This is a genomic window from Pseudomonas gingeri (assembly GCF_013386165.1).
GTDB lineage: Bacteria > Pseudomonadota > Gammaproteobacteria > Pseudomonadales > Pseudomonadaceae > Aquipseudomonas > Aquipseudomonas gingeri_C.
Window position 1 is genome coordinate 245476 of record NZ_JACAOS010000001.1, and the last position, 13631, is coordinate 259106.

Genomic DNA, 13631 nt, shown 5'->3' on the forward strand with positions numbered 1-13631 from the left:
CATGACTGGCGTCAGGCGCCACAGAACGTCTCATGCAAATGCCGCCACAGCACCCGCCCATCCGCCTGTTTTTCAAACACCGCCGTCGATAATCGGTCCGTGTGTGTGCCGCTGTCATCCGCCTGCCATTCGCGATAACGAACGATGGCTCCCGCCTCATGCAGCGCAAATACTTCAAGCTCGCCGAGGGTGATGGTGCAACCGGGTCGACGTCCGCCTGCACCGGCAAACAATTCGGCCAAGCCTGGCTTGTCCAACTGCCGGCCTCCGGGCGTGACCATTGAAAAGGCCTCGGAGAATCGCGCCAGCAGCGGCGCCAGCGCATCGTTTGCCAGGGCCCCGGCAAACCATTGCTCGATGACTTTATGGGCTTCGATCACTTCATTGAGGTACAGCGCTTTATCGCTCATGCAGGTTCTCCTTGTTTGGCGGTTAACAGTGCCAGCACTGCTGGCGTATCGAGACGAAAGACGGCGAACAGCGGCACCAGGGTCAGTGCCGCGGCGATCAGGAAACACTCGCGGAACCCACTGGGGTTGCTGCCCAACTGATCCAGCAACCCCATCAACAGCGCCGCGCCCAGGCAAAAGCTCAGTTGCCGGTTGATGTTCCACACCGAACTGGCGTGGCCCATACGCGGCAACTCGACATCGATAAAGGCGCAGTTGTGTGCGGTGCTGCTGCACAGGCTGCCGCCCAGGCCCATCAGCCCGTAGGCGAGGATCGGCAGCGGTCCGTGGGGATCGACGATCAGTGCCAACACCCCGATGCCCAGCGCCTGGGCCAGCATGCCGGCCAGCAAGAGGGGCTTGGGGCCGATACGGTTGAAGTAGCGCTTGCCCAGCCCAATCGCCACGCCCGAAGCCAGGGCCCAGGGCAACATCAGGGCGCCGGTCTGGGCCGCGCTCGCTCCCAGGCCACGCAGATAGAGAATTGCTACCAGCTGGGTGCCGATAAACACCCCGGGCACGAACAGGTACACCAGCATTGCCAGGCGCAGCAACGGAATACGCGTGACCTGGGCGGCGCTCCAAAGCCCGCGATGGCTGAACGCCGGTCGTTGCGCCGGCAACAGGTCCGGCTTGAACCACAGCCCGGTCAACAACAGCGGCAGCAGCGCCAGCGGGATATTGGCGTAGAAGATCCAGCGCCACGACGCATGGTCGACAATCAACCCGCCCAGCGCTGGCGACAAGGCCGGAATCAGCAAGGCCACCAGCATCATCCGCGAGGTCAATCCGGCGCGTTCATTCACCGGGTAGTTGCGGTAGGCCATGGCCTGTCCGACCGGGATCAGCAAACCGCCGGCCAGGCCCTGCACCAGCCGCCAGCCGATCAGCGTCTCGATGGAGCCGACCTGGGCCACGCCACCGGAGGCCAGCGCGAAGAGTGCCAGTGAGGCGGCGATCAAACGCCGCTCGCCGAACACCGACGCCAGCCAGACACTCAAGGGAATGATCGCCGTCAGACCGAGCATGTAGGCATTCCCGACCCAGGCCAGTTGCGTCACCGAGGCCCGCAGCTCAAGGCCGATTTCCGGGTAGGCGACGTTGGCGACAAACATGTTCACCAGGTCCAGGGAAAACCCCAGCAGGTACACCAGGGCGATTTTCGAGCGGTAGCTCATGACGGTCTCCATCGAATAAGGCGACAGGTTAGGTCGCCGACCAGGCTTGGGAAACCGCGCGTTGACTGCTAGTTTGTCAAAATTATTTTGACAATGGAGGCAAGGGCCCATGGTCAGCCTGGATCGTTTCGAGACCTTCAAGACCGTGGTAGAAGCCGGTTCGTTGACCGCTGCGGCCGAACGCCTGGGGCAGACCCGGGCCGTGGTCAGCTTTACCCTCAAGCGCCTGGAAGCCGAACTGGGTGTAACCCTGTTGACCCGCAATACCAGACGCCTGGCCCTGACCGAGGCCGGCGAGCGCTTTTACGGTCGCTGCCTGAGCATGCTGGAACAGGCCCGCCTGGCGATTGACGAAGCGCGTTCGGAACATACGCAACTGCGCGGCACGCTGCGCATCACCACCACGGTGGAATATGCCTTGGCCAAGGTGGTTCCGGCGCTGGAGCTGTTCCGGCGGATTCATCCGGAGTTGAAGGTGCATCTGTTGACCTCCTCGACCCACGCCGACCTGATCTCGGAGCGTTTCGACGTGGCGATCCGGCTCGGCCAGGTTTCCGATTCCAATCACCGGGCCACGCAGCTCGCCACCTTCAAGATCTTTGCCGTGGCGTCACCGGGGTTTGTTGCCGGGCTGCCCGGCGGCGAGTTGCACCGCTTCGAGGACTTGAAGCAGGTGCAGAGCCTGGTGCATCGGCGCCTGGGGGATCTGGGCCTGACCCACGTGGAGAGTGGCGAGCCGTTTTTCTTCCGACCCGCCGCCGAGCAGTCCCGGATCGTCGCGGACAACTCTTCGGTGCTGCGCGGTTTTGCCCTGGCCGGGCAGGGCGTGGCGATTCTGCCGGACTGGCTGGTACGCGAGGACCTGGAAACGGGGCGCCTGTGCCGTTTGTTGAACGACTACCGCTTTGTCGAACAGGGGATTTACGCCTTGTATCCGGACACCCGGCACCTGCCGCTGAAGGTGCGGGTGTTTATCGATTTCATGAAGGAATATGCCTGAGCATTATTGTGGGAGCGGTGCTTGCCCGCGAAGCTTTTGGCGCTCTCAAGGCCTCATCGCTGGCAAGCCAGCTCCCACAGGGATCGTGCCCGTTGGCAAACCACACAGGTATGACTTGCCCTCAGGTCGTTACAGCCGAGCACCCAACCCAAAGCGTTTCATCAAGACCTTTTCCAGCAAGCCCTTGGGCAGCAACCAGGCCATCAGCGGCAATGCCCGAGAGCCATTGCCCAGGCGCAACAGGCGCGGCGGCCGGTCCTGCTGCACCGCTTTGAGCAAGTCGGCAGCGACACGGGTGGCCGGCGTCGGATTGTTCTGCGAAGCATTGGCCCGCGCGCGAATACCGTCACGCAGCGGCCACCAGGGCGATTGCTCGCTGATCAGTTGTTCGGCCTCATGCCCGGCGTTCCTGGCGAAGCGGGTATCGATGGCCCCCGGCTGCACTTCCATCACCCGGATCTCGAACGGCGCCAACTCCATGCGCAAGGCATCGCTCAAGGCATGCACCGCCGCTTTGGACGCGCAATAGGCCCCGGCGAACGGCGTCACCAGTACCCCGGAGACACTGCCGATATTCACCACCAGACCCCGGCTGCGGCGCAGCACCGGGAGCATCGCCCGGGTCACCCCGACGATGGAAAACACATTGGTTTCGAATTGCCGGCGCATGGCCTCGACCCCGCCGTCGAGCAGCGGGCCCATGGCGCCATAACCGGCGTTGTTGATCAATACATCGAGGCCGCCACATTGGCGGTTGAGGCGTTCGCCCAATTGCTGCAGGGCCTCGCCGTCATTGACGTCCAGTTGCACCGCGGTGAACCCGGCGTCGGTCAGCACCGCGACATCCTCGGCCCGCCGTGCCGAAGCCCAGACCTCGTAACCCGCGTGCTTGAACACATCCGCCAGGGCGCGGCCGATGCCGCTGGAACATCCGGTAATCAGGGCAACGGGCATGGCACTTCCTTAGTGGGCTTGATGAGAGTCGAAGACCTCCGAGAATACCCCGTTCGAGACAAAAAGGAGCGAATCGAGGCCTTTCTTGATCTCTTCCTTCTGCGTGCCGTACATGTGCGTCTGGGCGCCATGGCCATCGAGGAAAAACAAGGCCGGGACGAACTCTATCCTGATCTCCGGCTGGAACAGTTTGAAGATCGGATAACTGATCTGATAAAACACCACCCGCTCCCGGTAAGGTCCCGCCGCCAGGGCTTCGAGCAAGGGCTTGAGCTTCTCACACGGCGCACAATCACGTTTATAGATCAGCAGCACGGCGGGGCGGGGCCGGATCAACGGCACCTCCAGGCTGCCCAACTCTGTTCTGAACGTTTGTCGAGTCTTGATCTCGATAACCGTGTTCGTCCCTTTCATGCTCGATACCCTGCCACCCGTTTCAGTGTTGGGAGGTATTCAACGTCAAATGTGATCCAATGTAACCTGTCAGAAATGACGGGTGTCAAAGTGCCACTATTGTTGAGTGAGGCGTCTGAAATAGCGTTATTTCAACCGTTCTGCCTGAAACTCAAGGGGTTGCGGGCAGAAGCCGGGGGACGACGTTGCAATGGATCAGGTCGTTTTGAGTTTGCTCCTGGTCGGTAATAATGAGTCCCGGGCTCAGGTTGTCGTATGAGGGCAAGCGGGATATACCCCGTTTGGCTTTTGATTATTTCGTTAAACACTAAAAAACTGTCAGTTCTGACAGTAGATCGGCCCCATCGGTTACGCCCACATTAGCTCCAGCAGACCTGCTTGGAGCCTGGCGATGGACCCACAAGAAAGCTTCAGTATCACGCCGCCTTCGCTACCCAAGGGTGGCGGTGCGATTCAAAGCATCGGCAAGGGCTGGGGCGAGGTCGGCTCCACCGGCAAGGCCTCCTTTGACCTGCCGTTGCCCATTTCGCCCGGACGCGGTTTTGCCCCGGCCCTGGCCCTCGGTTATGGCAGCAGCGTGGGCAACAGCCTGTTCGGCATCGGTTGGGTACTGTCGCTGGGGTGCGTGGCGCGGCGCACCAGCAAGGGTGTTCCGGATTACACCGATGAGGATGTCATGCTCGGCCCCGACGGGACCGTGTGGATGGCGGAGCGTGATGCCAGCGGGGCGATTATTCTCCGGTTGGTGAATACCTATCGAGACCTGGACCTGGGCATCGACTATCAGGTAGCGCGTTACTTTCCCCGTATCGAAGGCGCGTTCGAACGTATCGAGCACTGGCGTTCGGCGCAGGACTACCCGGGGTTCTGGCTGATTCACGGGGCCGACGGCAGCCTGCATCTGTACGGTTTCAAGACGTCGTCGCGCAGCACCGACCTCGACGATTCCCTGCGGGTCGGCGAGTGGCTGCTGGACGAAAGCCTCAATGTCCACGGCGAACACATCCTTTATGAGTACGCCGGCGAGGACAACGCGGGCATGCCCGCCGATACGCCCCGTGACTTCAGCGCCCAGTGCTACCTGAGCCGGGTCCGCTATGGCAATGCCGAGGCGAACGCACACCTCTACCATTGGGCGCCGGAACAGCTGGAGCAGGCGCAATGGCACTTCGATCTGATCTTCGACTACGGCGAGCGTGACACCGGGCTGGAAGATATCCCCAGTTACGAACCGACGGGCGAGTGGCCGGTGCGCAGCGACCCGTTTGCCACCTATGGGTATGGTTTCCTGCTGGGCAACCTGCGTCTGTGCCGACAGGTGCTGATGTTCCACCAGTTTGCCGAACTGGGCAGCGAGCCGCTGCTGGTGCAGCGGTTGCTCTTTGAATATCGGACCACCGAACTGGGCTACAACCTGCTGTGCGCCGCCCATCAGCAAGGCTATGACGAGCAGGGACGTATCGAGTCGCGCCCGCCCGTTGAGTTCACCTACTCGGCGTTCGAACCCGAGCACAGCGAGTATCAAGAATTCGATGCCATGCCCGGCCTCAACGACGGCCAGCAGTACCAACTGGTCGACCTGTATGGCGAGGGCATTCCGGGTGTGCTCTATCGCAGTGACAAGGCCTGGTACTACCGCGAGCCGCTACGGGCGCAGCCGGCGGCAACGTCCGATGAGGTGGCCTACGATGCGTGGCGACGCCTGGATGCCATCCCGGTCATGGACAGCCGCAAACCGGTGCGTCAGTCGCTGATGGACCTCACCGGCGATGGCCGCCTGGACTGGGTGATGGCGCAACCCGGCGTCAGCGGTTTTTTCACCCTCAACCCGGATCGCAGCTGGTCGAACTTCGTCACCTTTGCTGCCTTTCCCGTGGAGTTCTTTCACCCGCAAAGCCAACTGGCCGACGTGATGGGCGGCGGCCTGTCCGACCTGGCCCTGATCGGCCCGCGCAGCGTGCGCCTTTACGCCAACCGCCGCCGCGACGGTTTTGCCCAGGGCAAGGACGTGGCCCATGACGTCCCTACAGCCCCCGACGATCGCCTGCCGCTGGTCAGCCCGGCGCAGACCGAACTGGTGGCCTTCAGCGATGTATTGGGCAGCGGCCAGCAGCATCTGGTGCGTATTCGCCACAATGAAATTCGCTGCTGGCCCAATCGCGGCCATGGGCAGTTCGACCCGGGCTTTCTCCTCGGCACCTTGCCCTACAGCTACGAATCGTTCGATGCCTCGCGCATCCTCCTGGCCGACCTCGATGGCTCCGGCGCGGCAGACCTGATCTACCTCACCAGCGAGCATGCCGAGATCTTCATGAACCGTACCGGCATGGGCTTTGAAAGCACGCCACTGATCCAGCCCTGGCCGCCGGGCGTACGTTATGACCGGCTGTGCCAGGTCAGCACCGCCGACCTGCAAGGGCTTGGTTGTTCCAGCCTGGTGATCACCATCCCGCATATGAAACCCCAGCATTGGCGCGTCGATTTCGTCCAGGCCAAGCCGTATCTGCTGCATGGCACCAATAACAATATGGGCGCGGTGGGGGAGGTGATCTACCGCAGCTCGGCCCAGGAATGGCTGGATGAAAAACAGGCGTTGCTGGCGGCGAATCTCGAGGTTGCCAGCTATGTGCCGTTTCCGATGCCGGTGGCCGTCGAGCAGACCCAGCTCGATGAAATCACCGGCAATCGGCTGACCCAGCGCTTTGAGTACTGCCAGGGTTTTTACGATGGGCAGGAGCGCGAGTTCCGTGGCTTTGGCCTGGTGCTGCAAACCGACAGCGAAGCCACGGGCGACGCACCACGGCAGGCCGGTTTTACCGCGCCGGTGCTGCGCAAGAGCTGGTTCCATACCGGGCGCGCGCCCGACCTGCCCGGCCTGGATTACGACCATTCGGACAGCGCGGCCCGGCCCCTGGGAGCGGCCTTGCTGCTGGCGCCACAAGGTGACTCGCCCGACGAAATCATCAGCACCACCGATGACGCGACCTGGCACGACATGGCCTACGCCCTGGCCGGCCTGCCGCTACGGGTCGAAGTCTTCGGTCTCGACGCCGACGACCCGTTGCAGGCACTGCCCTATTCGGTGCAGCAATCGCGGTATGCCGTGCGTCTGTTGCAACGGCGCGACGAGCACCAGCCCTATTGCCGGATGCAGCCGCTGGAACTGGAGTCGATCGCCTATACCTACGAGCGCCAACCTGACGATCCGCTGTGCCAGCACCATATCAGCCTGGCCTGGGACCCTTATGGTGGGCTGACTCATGAGGTGACGGTCGACTATGCCCGGCGCAAGAGCGTCACTGACGATCCGCCGTTCGACGAAGTCCATGAGCAAACCTGGTGGCGTGCGGCCCACGATGATGCGCAGCACTTTTACTACCTGAATGAAGGCCGCGCCCAATTCATTCACCTGGATGATCCGCAAGGCTGCCGCCTGGGCTTGCCCTACCTGTCGCGGGGCAATGCGCTGGTGCTGTCGAAGGCCGTATTGAGGCCGGAAGATATTTTCCATGAGGCAATGCTCGACCGTCTCGATGCGCCGCCAACGGGTGACTACCAGCGGGTGCTGACGCAGTTGTCCGTGCAACGTTATCAAGAGGCCGGCCAGACTCTGCCAGCGGGCCAGGCCAGCTTCGAGGCGCTGGCTGACTTCCTTGAGTCCGCCGAGCTGGATGAAGTGGCGCTGCAGGCGTACGCCTCGGTGCTCAGCCCCGAAGAGCTGGCGGACACATTGCCCGGACTCGGTTATCGGCCTATCGGCGCCGTGCTGCCGGCGGAACCGGACAGGGTGCTGTGGTCGACCCGCAAGGGTTTTATGACCTACGCCGGGCTGGACGGTTTCTATCGACTGATCAGTGCCCGGGCCACCGAAAGCCAGGGGCCGACGGACATCGAATTCGATCCGTATTACTGCCTGCCGATCAGTGTCACCACGGCCGATGCTTGTGTCACCCGCGTGGCCGCCGTCGATTATCGGTTCCTGCTGCCCCGTCGCATCGTCGATCCGAACCAGAATATCCAGGAGGCCCGCTATGACGGTTTTGGCGAGCTGTCGGTCAGCAGCTTCCATGGCACCGAGGCGGGCGTTGCGCTCGGTTTTGATCCGCTAGACGAGTACCTGCCGGTTGCCCGCTTGCCCGCCGAGGCCATCGCCGATCCGGACGCGGCGTTGCAAGGGGCCGCCAGCGCCTGCTTTCGCGACGCGTTCAGTTGGATGCGGCAGCGTGAGCCGGTGCATGCGGCGGTCCTGCAAGCCGACCGCTACCCGGCACCTCCCGACCATCCCGGGCGCAAAATCCGTATCGCCGTGGAGTGCTGGGACGGCTTTGGCCGGACCTTGCAGAGCAAGCACAAAGTCGAACCGGGGGACGCTTACCAGATCGCCGCCGACGGCACCCTGGTGCTGGACGGCGACCAGCCCGTCAGCGCCCCGGCGGCCGAGCGCTGGCGGGTCAGCGAACGGGTCGAATACAACAACAAGGGCCTGGCGGTACGGGTCTATCGACCGTATTTCGCCGATGGCTACCGCTATATCAAGGACGAGTCCTTTCGCGTTTTTGGGCATTGCGACCAGCAATTCTACGATCCGCTCGGGCGGCCGACCTTGACCATCACCGCCATGGGGTATTGGCGTCGCCAGCGGTATTTGGGCTGGTACGGGATTGCCGAGGATGAAAACGACACCTTGGAAGAGTCCTCAACGGGAGATGGGCAATGAACAAGACTCCAAGTTCACTGTTGCAGTTGCTGGGCAAGACCGAACGCAGTCGCAGCCAACTGCTGGAGCATTACGACTCGGTACTGGAGATCGCCAAGGGGTCGCTCCAGCAGTTGATGAGCACCGACAAAACCTTGCACATCACCGAAGCGCGGGCCTTGCATGAACAGGCCAGGGCCATCAGCGCCGTCACGCTCCGACAGTTTCGTGAGCAGCGGCTGACCACGGCGATACACCGTGCCTTCGAGCCCGGCTCCGGCATCCGTGGGCTGGTGGAGGCCCCGACCTACAACGACCTGTTCCGGCCGGACTGGGCCAACCATTGCCCGACGGATGCGATTGAAGCGACCACCTCACCTATCGCCTATCTGGCCGATCTCTACCGCGAAGTACAGAAGATCGAGCAGAGCGGCAGGACGAGGGATGGGCAGGGCAACCGTATTCTGTTGGCCGACCGGCGTCCGGACCTGGCGGACCTGTGGTTGGATCACAGTGCCCTCGAGCGTGTCGAACCGACCTTGGTCCTGGTCAACGAAATACTGGAAACCTCGGCGCGTGGCTATCTGGACGACATCAGCGACGAACGTTCTCTGGATGACGTGCTGCTCGATGTCCGTTATCCCATGACCCTGCCTTACGAGCGATATCAGCAGCAGATCAACTACACCTTGCAGCGCAAGGATCGCCTGCCCGGCGACGTGATCCGTTGCACCGACCGGGCCTATCCCTATTTCAAGGAACCTGGCGTGCATTCGCTGCTGTCGGATATCGCCCTGGTGCAAGACACCGGCTTTGGCCCGGTGCAGCAGGGGATCTTGCTGGAGGCACCGTATTTTCCGGAGTTCGACCCCGATCTGGAGCCCGAGCAAACCTTGGCCTTGGGCCGTATCAACCCCAGAACCCACCTGCTTGAAACCGCCGGCACGGATCCCGAAAGCTTCTTCAGGACCAACTTTGGCGAGGGCGACGTTTTCAAGCTGCTCGATACCCAAACCTTCTGCCTGCATACCGGGCTGAAGACCGAAGAGCTCGAATCGCTGTTGTCCGTGGGCGCTTATGCCCCCTATTCGTCGGCCAATCTCATCGTCTCGGATGAGGTACCGGTGGATGGCGCGGTGTTCGGTTCGGTGTACGTCAACGCCGGTATCGGCCCAGCCATGGCCATTGAAACGACCGGCGACGATGAAAGTGGCCCCAGTCACCAGATCGTCAATGGGTCCCATGATCGTTTTGATCGTCTTAACCGCATGATCCGTCTGGCACGCTGGCTCAAGCTGCCGTTCGACCAGGTTGATCGCCTGCTGATGGCCTCGATTGGCGCCGAAGGGAGAGCGTCGGACCCTCGGATCACTACCGACACCTTGCGTGCCCTTGGCCTGTTCCAGAGCTTGCGCACGCGCTACAAGGTCAGCGCGGACGACTTTGCTGCGCTGCTTCAACGGCTGGCGGTGCGCGCCCGGGGCAAGCAGCCGACGCAGTTCGACCAGATATTTAACAGTCAGGCGCTGTTTCCCACTCCCCTGGTCCTGGATGGGGAGGTATTTGATATCACCCCTGGCAATGAGGCCGAGCGCCAGAAAATCGATCATTTGTGCGCCGCCCTGGGCATGACCTATGAGATGTACCGTTTTACCGCGAAGGTCATCGAGCAGGCCTACGCCGGTGAGCCCTTGCGCTGGAGCGCGGCAGTGGTGTCGGCGTTTTACCGGTTGGTCCGGCTGCCTCATTATTTGGGGCTGACGACCATCGAGGCGTTGGCGTTGCTTGAGCTACTGGACAACGGCGGCAGCCAATTGGTCTCGAAACTGGCCGGGCCGACCCATATCGCCTCCTACCAGACTTCCGGCAACACCGACACCTTGAGCGCGATCCATGCCCTGGTCGAAGCCAGCGCCTGGCTGGCCGAGCACAAATGGACGGTCGGCCAGGTCTGTCGGATCGTGCTGCCGGCCCTGACCAAACCGGTGGCCAGCGAGGCCGAGCTCAACCTGCTCAAACAGATGCACTCGCGCCTGGCCGCGGCGCTGATCAGCGACAGCAGCTTTGCCGAAACCGGCGCACCGCAAACCCGCGTGGTGATTAACGTCGACGACGAGAAAGGCGAGGTGTTTTCCTTGGTCGCCATCGACTGGTTCGAGGAACTGCAAGACTTCATCGAGGCAGGAGAAACCACCCCGGCGGCCAGGGGCCTGGTCAAATACCTGAAGGGGGAAACCGAAGAGAACTATGAGTCGGCTTTGAGCGGCACCGTGGCGCAGGTGCTGGAGCGATTCGATCTGCCGATCGAAGGCCTGCACGCCCAGATCTGCAATATGATCATGCGTGCTCGCGGCGCGCAGGAAGCCTTGCTGATGGAAGGGCTGGCCGGCTACCTGGACAGCTCCGTCGATCTGGTGAAGGTGTTGCTGTCCTGGGCCGAGGGCAATCGCTATCAGTTGCTGATGGAGGTGCTGCGGGTCTATGGGCTGGCGGGTAACACCAGCGGCCCCTTGCAGTTGGCTATTGGTGACGAAGTCCTGTTGGTGCTCGACAGCCTGGTCAAGCGAGCCGCCGTGACGACACACCTGGACCTGAGCCCGGCATTTATCGATCAGTGTGTACAGCAGCCGCAGTGGTTCGGCCTTGAGGATGTCGGGTTGTCGTTGCAGACCCTGTACTTTTTTTCCCAATACGCTGCGACGGTACGCCTGAGCGCCCAACCGGAAGAGCGGCTGCTGGATTATCTGCAACTGATCAATACCCTGTGGGACAAGGCCCTGGAAGGTGACAAACGGCTGATCCGCGACAGTGCGGCGAACAAGCTGGCCGGCTTTCTTGACTGGGGCGTGCGCCAGGTACTGGCGGTGGCCTTTCACCTGAACCCGGAGGACGGGGTGATCTTTACCCTCGCCGAACTGGATCTGTTGGTGCGCACCTGTCGTTTGGCGCGGCATACCGACCTGGATGCCGAGGCGCTGTTGGCGCTGGGCTGCCTGACGCCGACCAGTGACGTGGCGGATTTTCGGTATGCCGCGGAGCTGGCCTTGGCCAGCCTCACCGAGCCCGTGCCGGGAATCCCGGCCGGTGAAGTCGGGCAAAGCCATAGCAGCGTGATCACGGTGACACCGGATTATCTGGTGGCCAACAAATCGGGCGAAAGCGCGACCTACTCCATCACCCTGCGCGACTTCATGGATGAGCCGTTCGAAGACGTCACCATTAACTGGAGTACCAACAACCTCGGGGAATTGGAGCAGACCTCGACCGTCACCGACCAGTACGGCGAAAGCAGCGTCACGCTGGCGAGCGGCAACACGATGGGCATCGCTCATGTGGTGGCCGAGTATGGGCTGGGCGACAAGGTGCTGGCGCCGGTGGTGACCATTGGTTGCGATGAAGCCTCGTTGCACTTTTCCGCGCCGACCTATGATCGTTCGGAGGCGTTGTCCAACAAACTCGAAGCCATCAATTTCAGCATCACCCTGGTGGATGATTTTACCAACCTGGGGATTGATCGTCTGGTGGACTGGGGGACGACCTTGGGCGAGTTCCAGCGCTACCAGACGATGACCAACCACGAAGGCATCAGCCATGCAAGTCTGCGTAGCGGGCCACTGGGCGAGGCAACGGTGATCGCACGGTACGGAAACGGTAGTTACTGGGAGTTTCCAGAAGTGAACTTTACCAGCACACCGTATTTTCAATATGTACGTTTTACCAGCACGGTGGTTGAAGATGTCGAGGTTGAGCTGAGTTGTCGATTGGTGGAGCTTAATGGTGATGCTGTACCGGAGGGAACGCGTGTTGCCTGGCGCGCGGATGCTGAAGATTTGCTTGTGCTGGAAAGCACCACTGATGCTCAGGGTATTGCGTTGTCGCGATTCAAACCCGAGGGCTCCGGCACGGTCACTGTAACGGTCAGTGCGCAGGGCGAGATAAAGGAGAAATCAACGGAAGTCACGAAAATTTACCCTCAGGCTGTGATTGCCAAGTACGAATCTTCTCAGCCGCTTTATATGGTGGGCGATCCGAACCCCGTCATATTTTCTGTTTGGCTGTTGATGGGGGGTGATATATCGCCAAGGGCGCCTGTTGAGTGGAAAGTGGATGGTGTGTTCAAGGCGACCTCTCTGACTGATAAGGATGGGCTCGCGACCTTCAGTTCGAAGTTTGAAACCGAGCAAGGCGCCTATACAGAACATACGGTGGTGGCGACAGTCGCGGGCACCGATAAAATGGTCGAGTTTAAGGTTGTGGCAGTACCCTATTTTAAAATTCAGGTGGAACTCGCTGGGGAGGGCGTCTATGAGCGGGCTCCCAAATTTATCGGCTCGGGCAGGCCTTATACGCTTGTGGTAAAAGCGATTGGTGGTGACGGTCAATCCTTGGCGGGTATTTCATTTAAACTGACAAGCCTCGGTATCGACCCATCCTTGCTTTGGCTGCGTGTTGAAAATTTGAACGAGCTCGTTGAAACAACAGGGGAAGGTTACAGTTTTAATGTGCGTTCCACGTCCGGGCCAGCGGGTGAAGTGGGTATGGCGGATATATCCCTGGGGGTTGAGGTCGCAGGGAGACGCTTGTGGGAGGATTCCTACAGGGTCGGTATTATTTATAGGTGCTATGACGCACTTATTAAGAACGGTGTTCTTCGTGTTAGATTTTCTCCTTGGGATCAATATAATTTGATTGCATTTGATCATTGGTCGCTTCTGGGATTTTCCGTGACGGCCGAAGTCGTTGAGGTTTCATGGGTGGGCACCGTAGGGATAGTTTGCATCACTAACGAGGCTGTCTGTTGGCAGGCGCATTTTCCTCTGGGTGCGGGCGCACACCCCACGCAAGGGCAGTATCTTAAAGTCTGCGAAGTGGTGGGGGGAGATGGCTACATCATACTTTCAGCGGATGAAACTGTTATTTGGGCGGATGTTTAGTCGGGT

8 protein-coding genes are annotated in these 13631 nt (G+C 61.0%); 3 read left to right on the forward strand and 5 right to left on the reverse strand.

Features of this window, described 5'->3' with window-relative positions; translation table 11 throughout:
- Positions 1-11 precede the first annotated feature (11 nt).
- Together HX866_RS01100 and HX866_RS01105 are read right to left on the reverse strand one after the other, a co-directional pair.
- A complete protein-coding gene (locus HX866_RS01100; protein ID WP_177125095.1) occupies positions 12-410 on the reverse strand; it encodes a DUF4440 domain-containing protein in 399 nt (132 codons plus the stop codon).
- Positions 407-1627 carry an MFS transporter gene (locus HX866_RS01105; protein WP_177125094.1) on the reverse strand — a complete coding sequence of 407 codons (1221 nt, stop codon included), beginning with the start codon at positions 1625-1627 and terminating at the stop codon, positions 407-409. The genes HX866_RS01100 and HX866_RS01105 overlap by 4 nt, the downstream gene beginning before the upstream one ends.
- A gap of 109 nt (positions 1628-1736) precedes the next feature.
- Between HX866_RS01105 and HX866_RS01110 the strand changes: the two genes are divergently transcribed.
- Positions 1737-2627 (forward strand): LysR family transcriptional regulator, encoded by an 891-nt coding sequence (locus HX866_RS01110; protein ID WP_177137773.1) that lies wholly within the window; start codon positions 1737-1739, stop codon positions 2625-2627.
- A gap of 129 nt (positions 2628-2756) precedes the next feature.
- On the opposite strand, the gene HX866_RS01115 is transcribed toward HX866_RS01110, so the two are convergent.
- Both HX866_RS01115 and HX866_RS01120 read right to left on the reverse strand, forming a co-directional pair.
- Positions 2757-3581 carry an SDR family oxidoreductase gene (locus HX866_RS01115; protein WP_177125092.1) on the reverse strand — a complete coding sequence of 275 codons (825 nt, stop codon included), beginning with the start codon at positions 3579-3581 and terminating at the stop codon, positions 2757-2759.
- 9 nt (positions 3582-3590) lie between these two features.
- Complete coding sequence (locus HX866_RS01120; protein ID WP_177093124.1) at positions 3591-3995, reverse strand: thioredoxin domain-containing protein; 405 nt, start codon at positions 3993-3995, stop codon at positions 3591-3593.
- A gap of 391 nt (positions 3996-4386) precedes the next feature.
- Here HX866_RS01120 and HX866_RS01125 point away from each other — a divergent pair, with 391 nt between their 5' ends.
- Positions 4387-8712: a SpvB/TcaC N-terminal domain-containing protein gene (locus tag HX866_RS01125; RefSeq protein ID WP_177137775.1), complete on the forward strand. Its 4326-nt coding sequence runs from the start codon at positions 4387-4389 to the stop codon at positions 8710-8712.
- Between the two features lie 14 nt (positions 8713-8726).
- Here HX866_RS01125 and HX866_RS34135 read toward each other — a convergent pair whose 3' ends face one another.
- Positions 8727-8876, reverse strand: coding sequence for a hypothetical protein (locus HX866_RS34135; protein ID WP_256344811.1), 150 nt, complete (start codon positions 8874-8876; stop codon positions 8727-8729).
- Between HX866_RS34135 and HX866_RS01130 the strand changes: the two genes are divergently transcribed.
- On the forward strand, positions 8829-13625 hold the full coding sequence (locus HX866_RS01130) for a Tc toxin subunit A (RefSeq protein ID WP_256344799.1): 4797 nt from the start codon (positions 8829-8831) through the stop codon (positions 13623-13625). The genes HX866_RS34135 and HX866_RS01130 overlap by 48 nt on opposite strands.
- Positions 13626-13631 lie beyond the last annotated feature (6 nt).

Excerpts from the sequence above, each read along its gene's own strand:
- HX866_RS01100 (WP_177125095.1), bottom strand. The coding sequence starts at position 410 with ATGAGCGATAAAGCGCTGTACCTCAATGAAGTGATCGAAGCCCATAAA.
- HX866_RS01105 (WP_177125094.1), bottom strand. The coding sequence starts at position 1,627 with ATGAGCTACCGCTCGAAAATCGCCCTGGTGTACCTGCTGGGGTTTTCC.
- HX866_RS01110 (WP_177137773.1), top strand. The coding sequence starts at position 1,737 with ATGGTCAGCCTGGATCGTTTCGAGACCTTCAAGACCGTGGTAGAAGCC.
- HX866_RS01115 (WP_177125092.1), bottom strand. The coding sequence starts at position 3,581 with ATGCCCGTTGCCCTGATTACCGGATGTTCCAGCGGCATCGGCCGCGCC.
- HX866_RS01120 (WP_177093124.1), bottom strand. The coding sequence starts at position 3,995 with ATGAAAGGGACGAACACGGTTATCGAGATCAAGACTCGACAAACGTTC.
- HX866_RS01125 (WP_177137775.1), top strand. The coding sequence starts at position 4,387 with ATGGACCCACAAGAAAGCTTCAGTATCACGCCGCCTTCGCTACCCAAG.
- HX866_RS01130 (WP_256344799.1), top strand. The coding sequence starts at position 8,829 with ATGAGCACCGACAAAACCTTGCACATCACCGAAGCGCGGGCCTTGCAT.
- HX866_RS34135 (WP_256344811.1), bottom strand. The coding sequence starts at position 8,876 with ATGCAAGGCCCGCGCTTCGGTGATGTGCAAGGTTTTGTCGGTGCTCAT.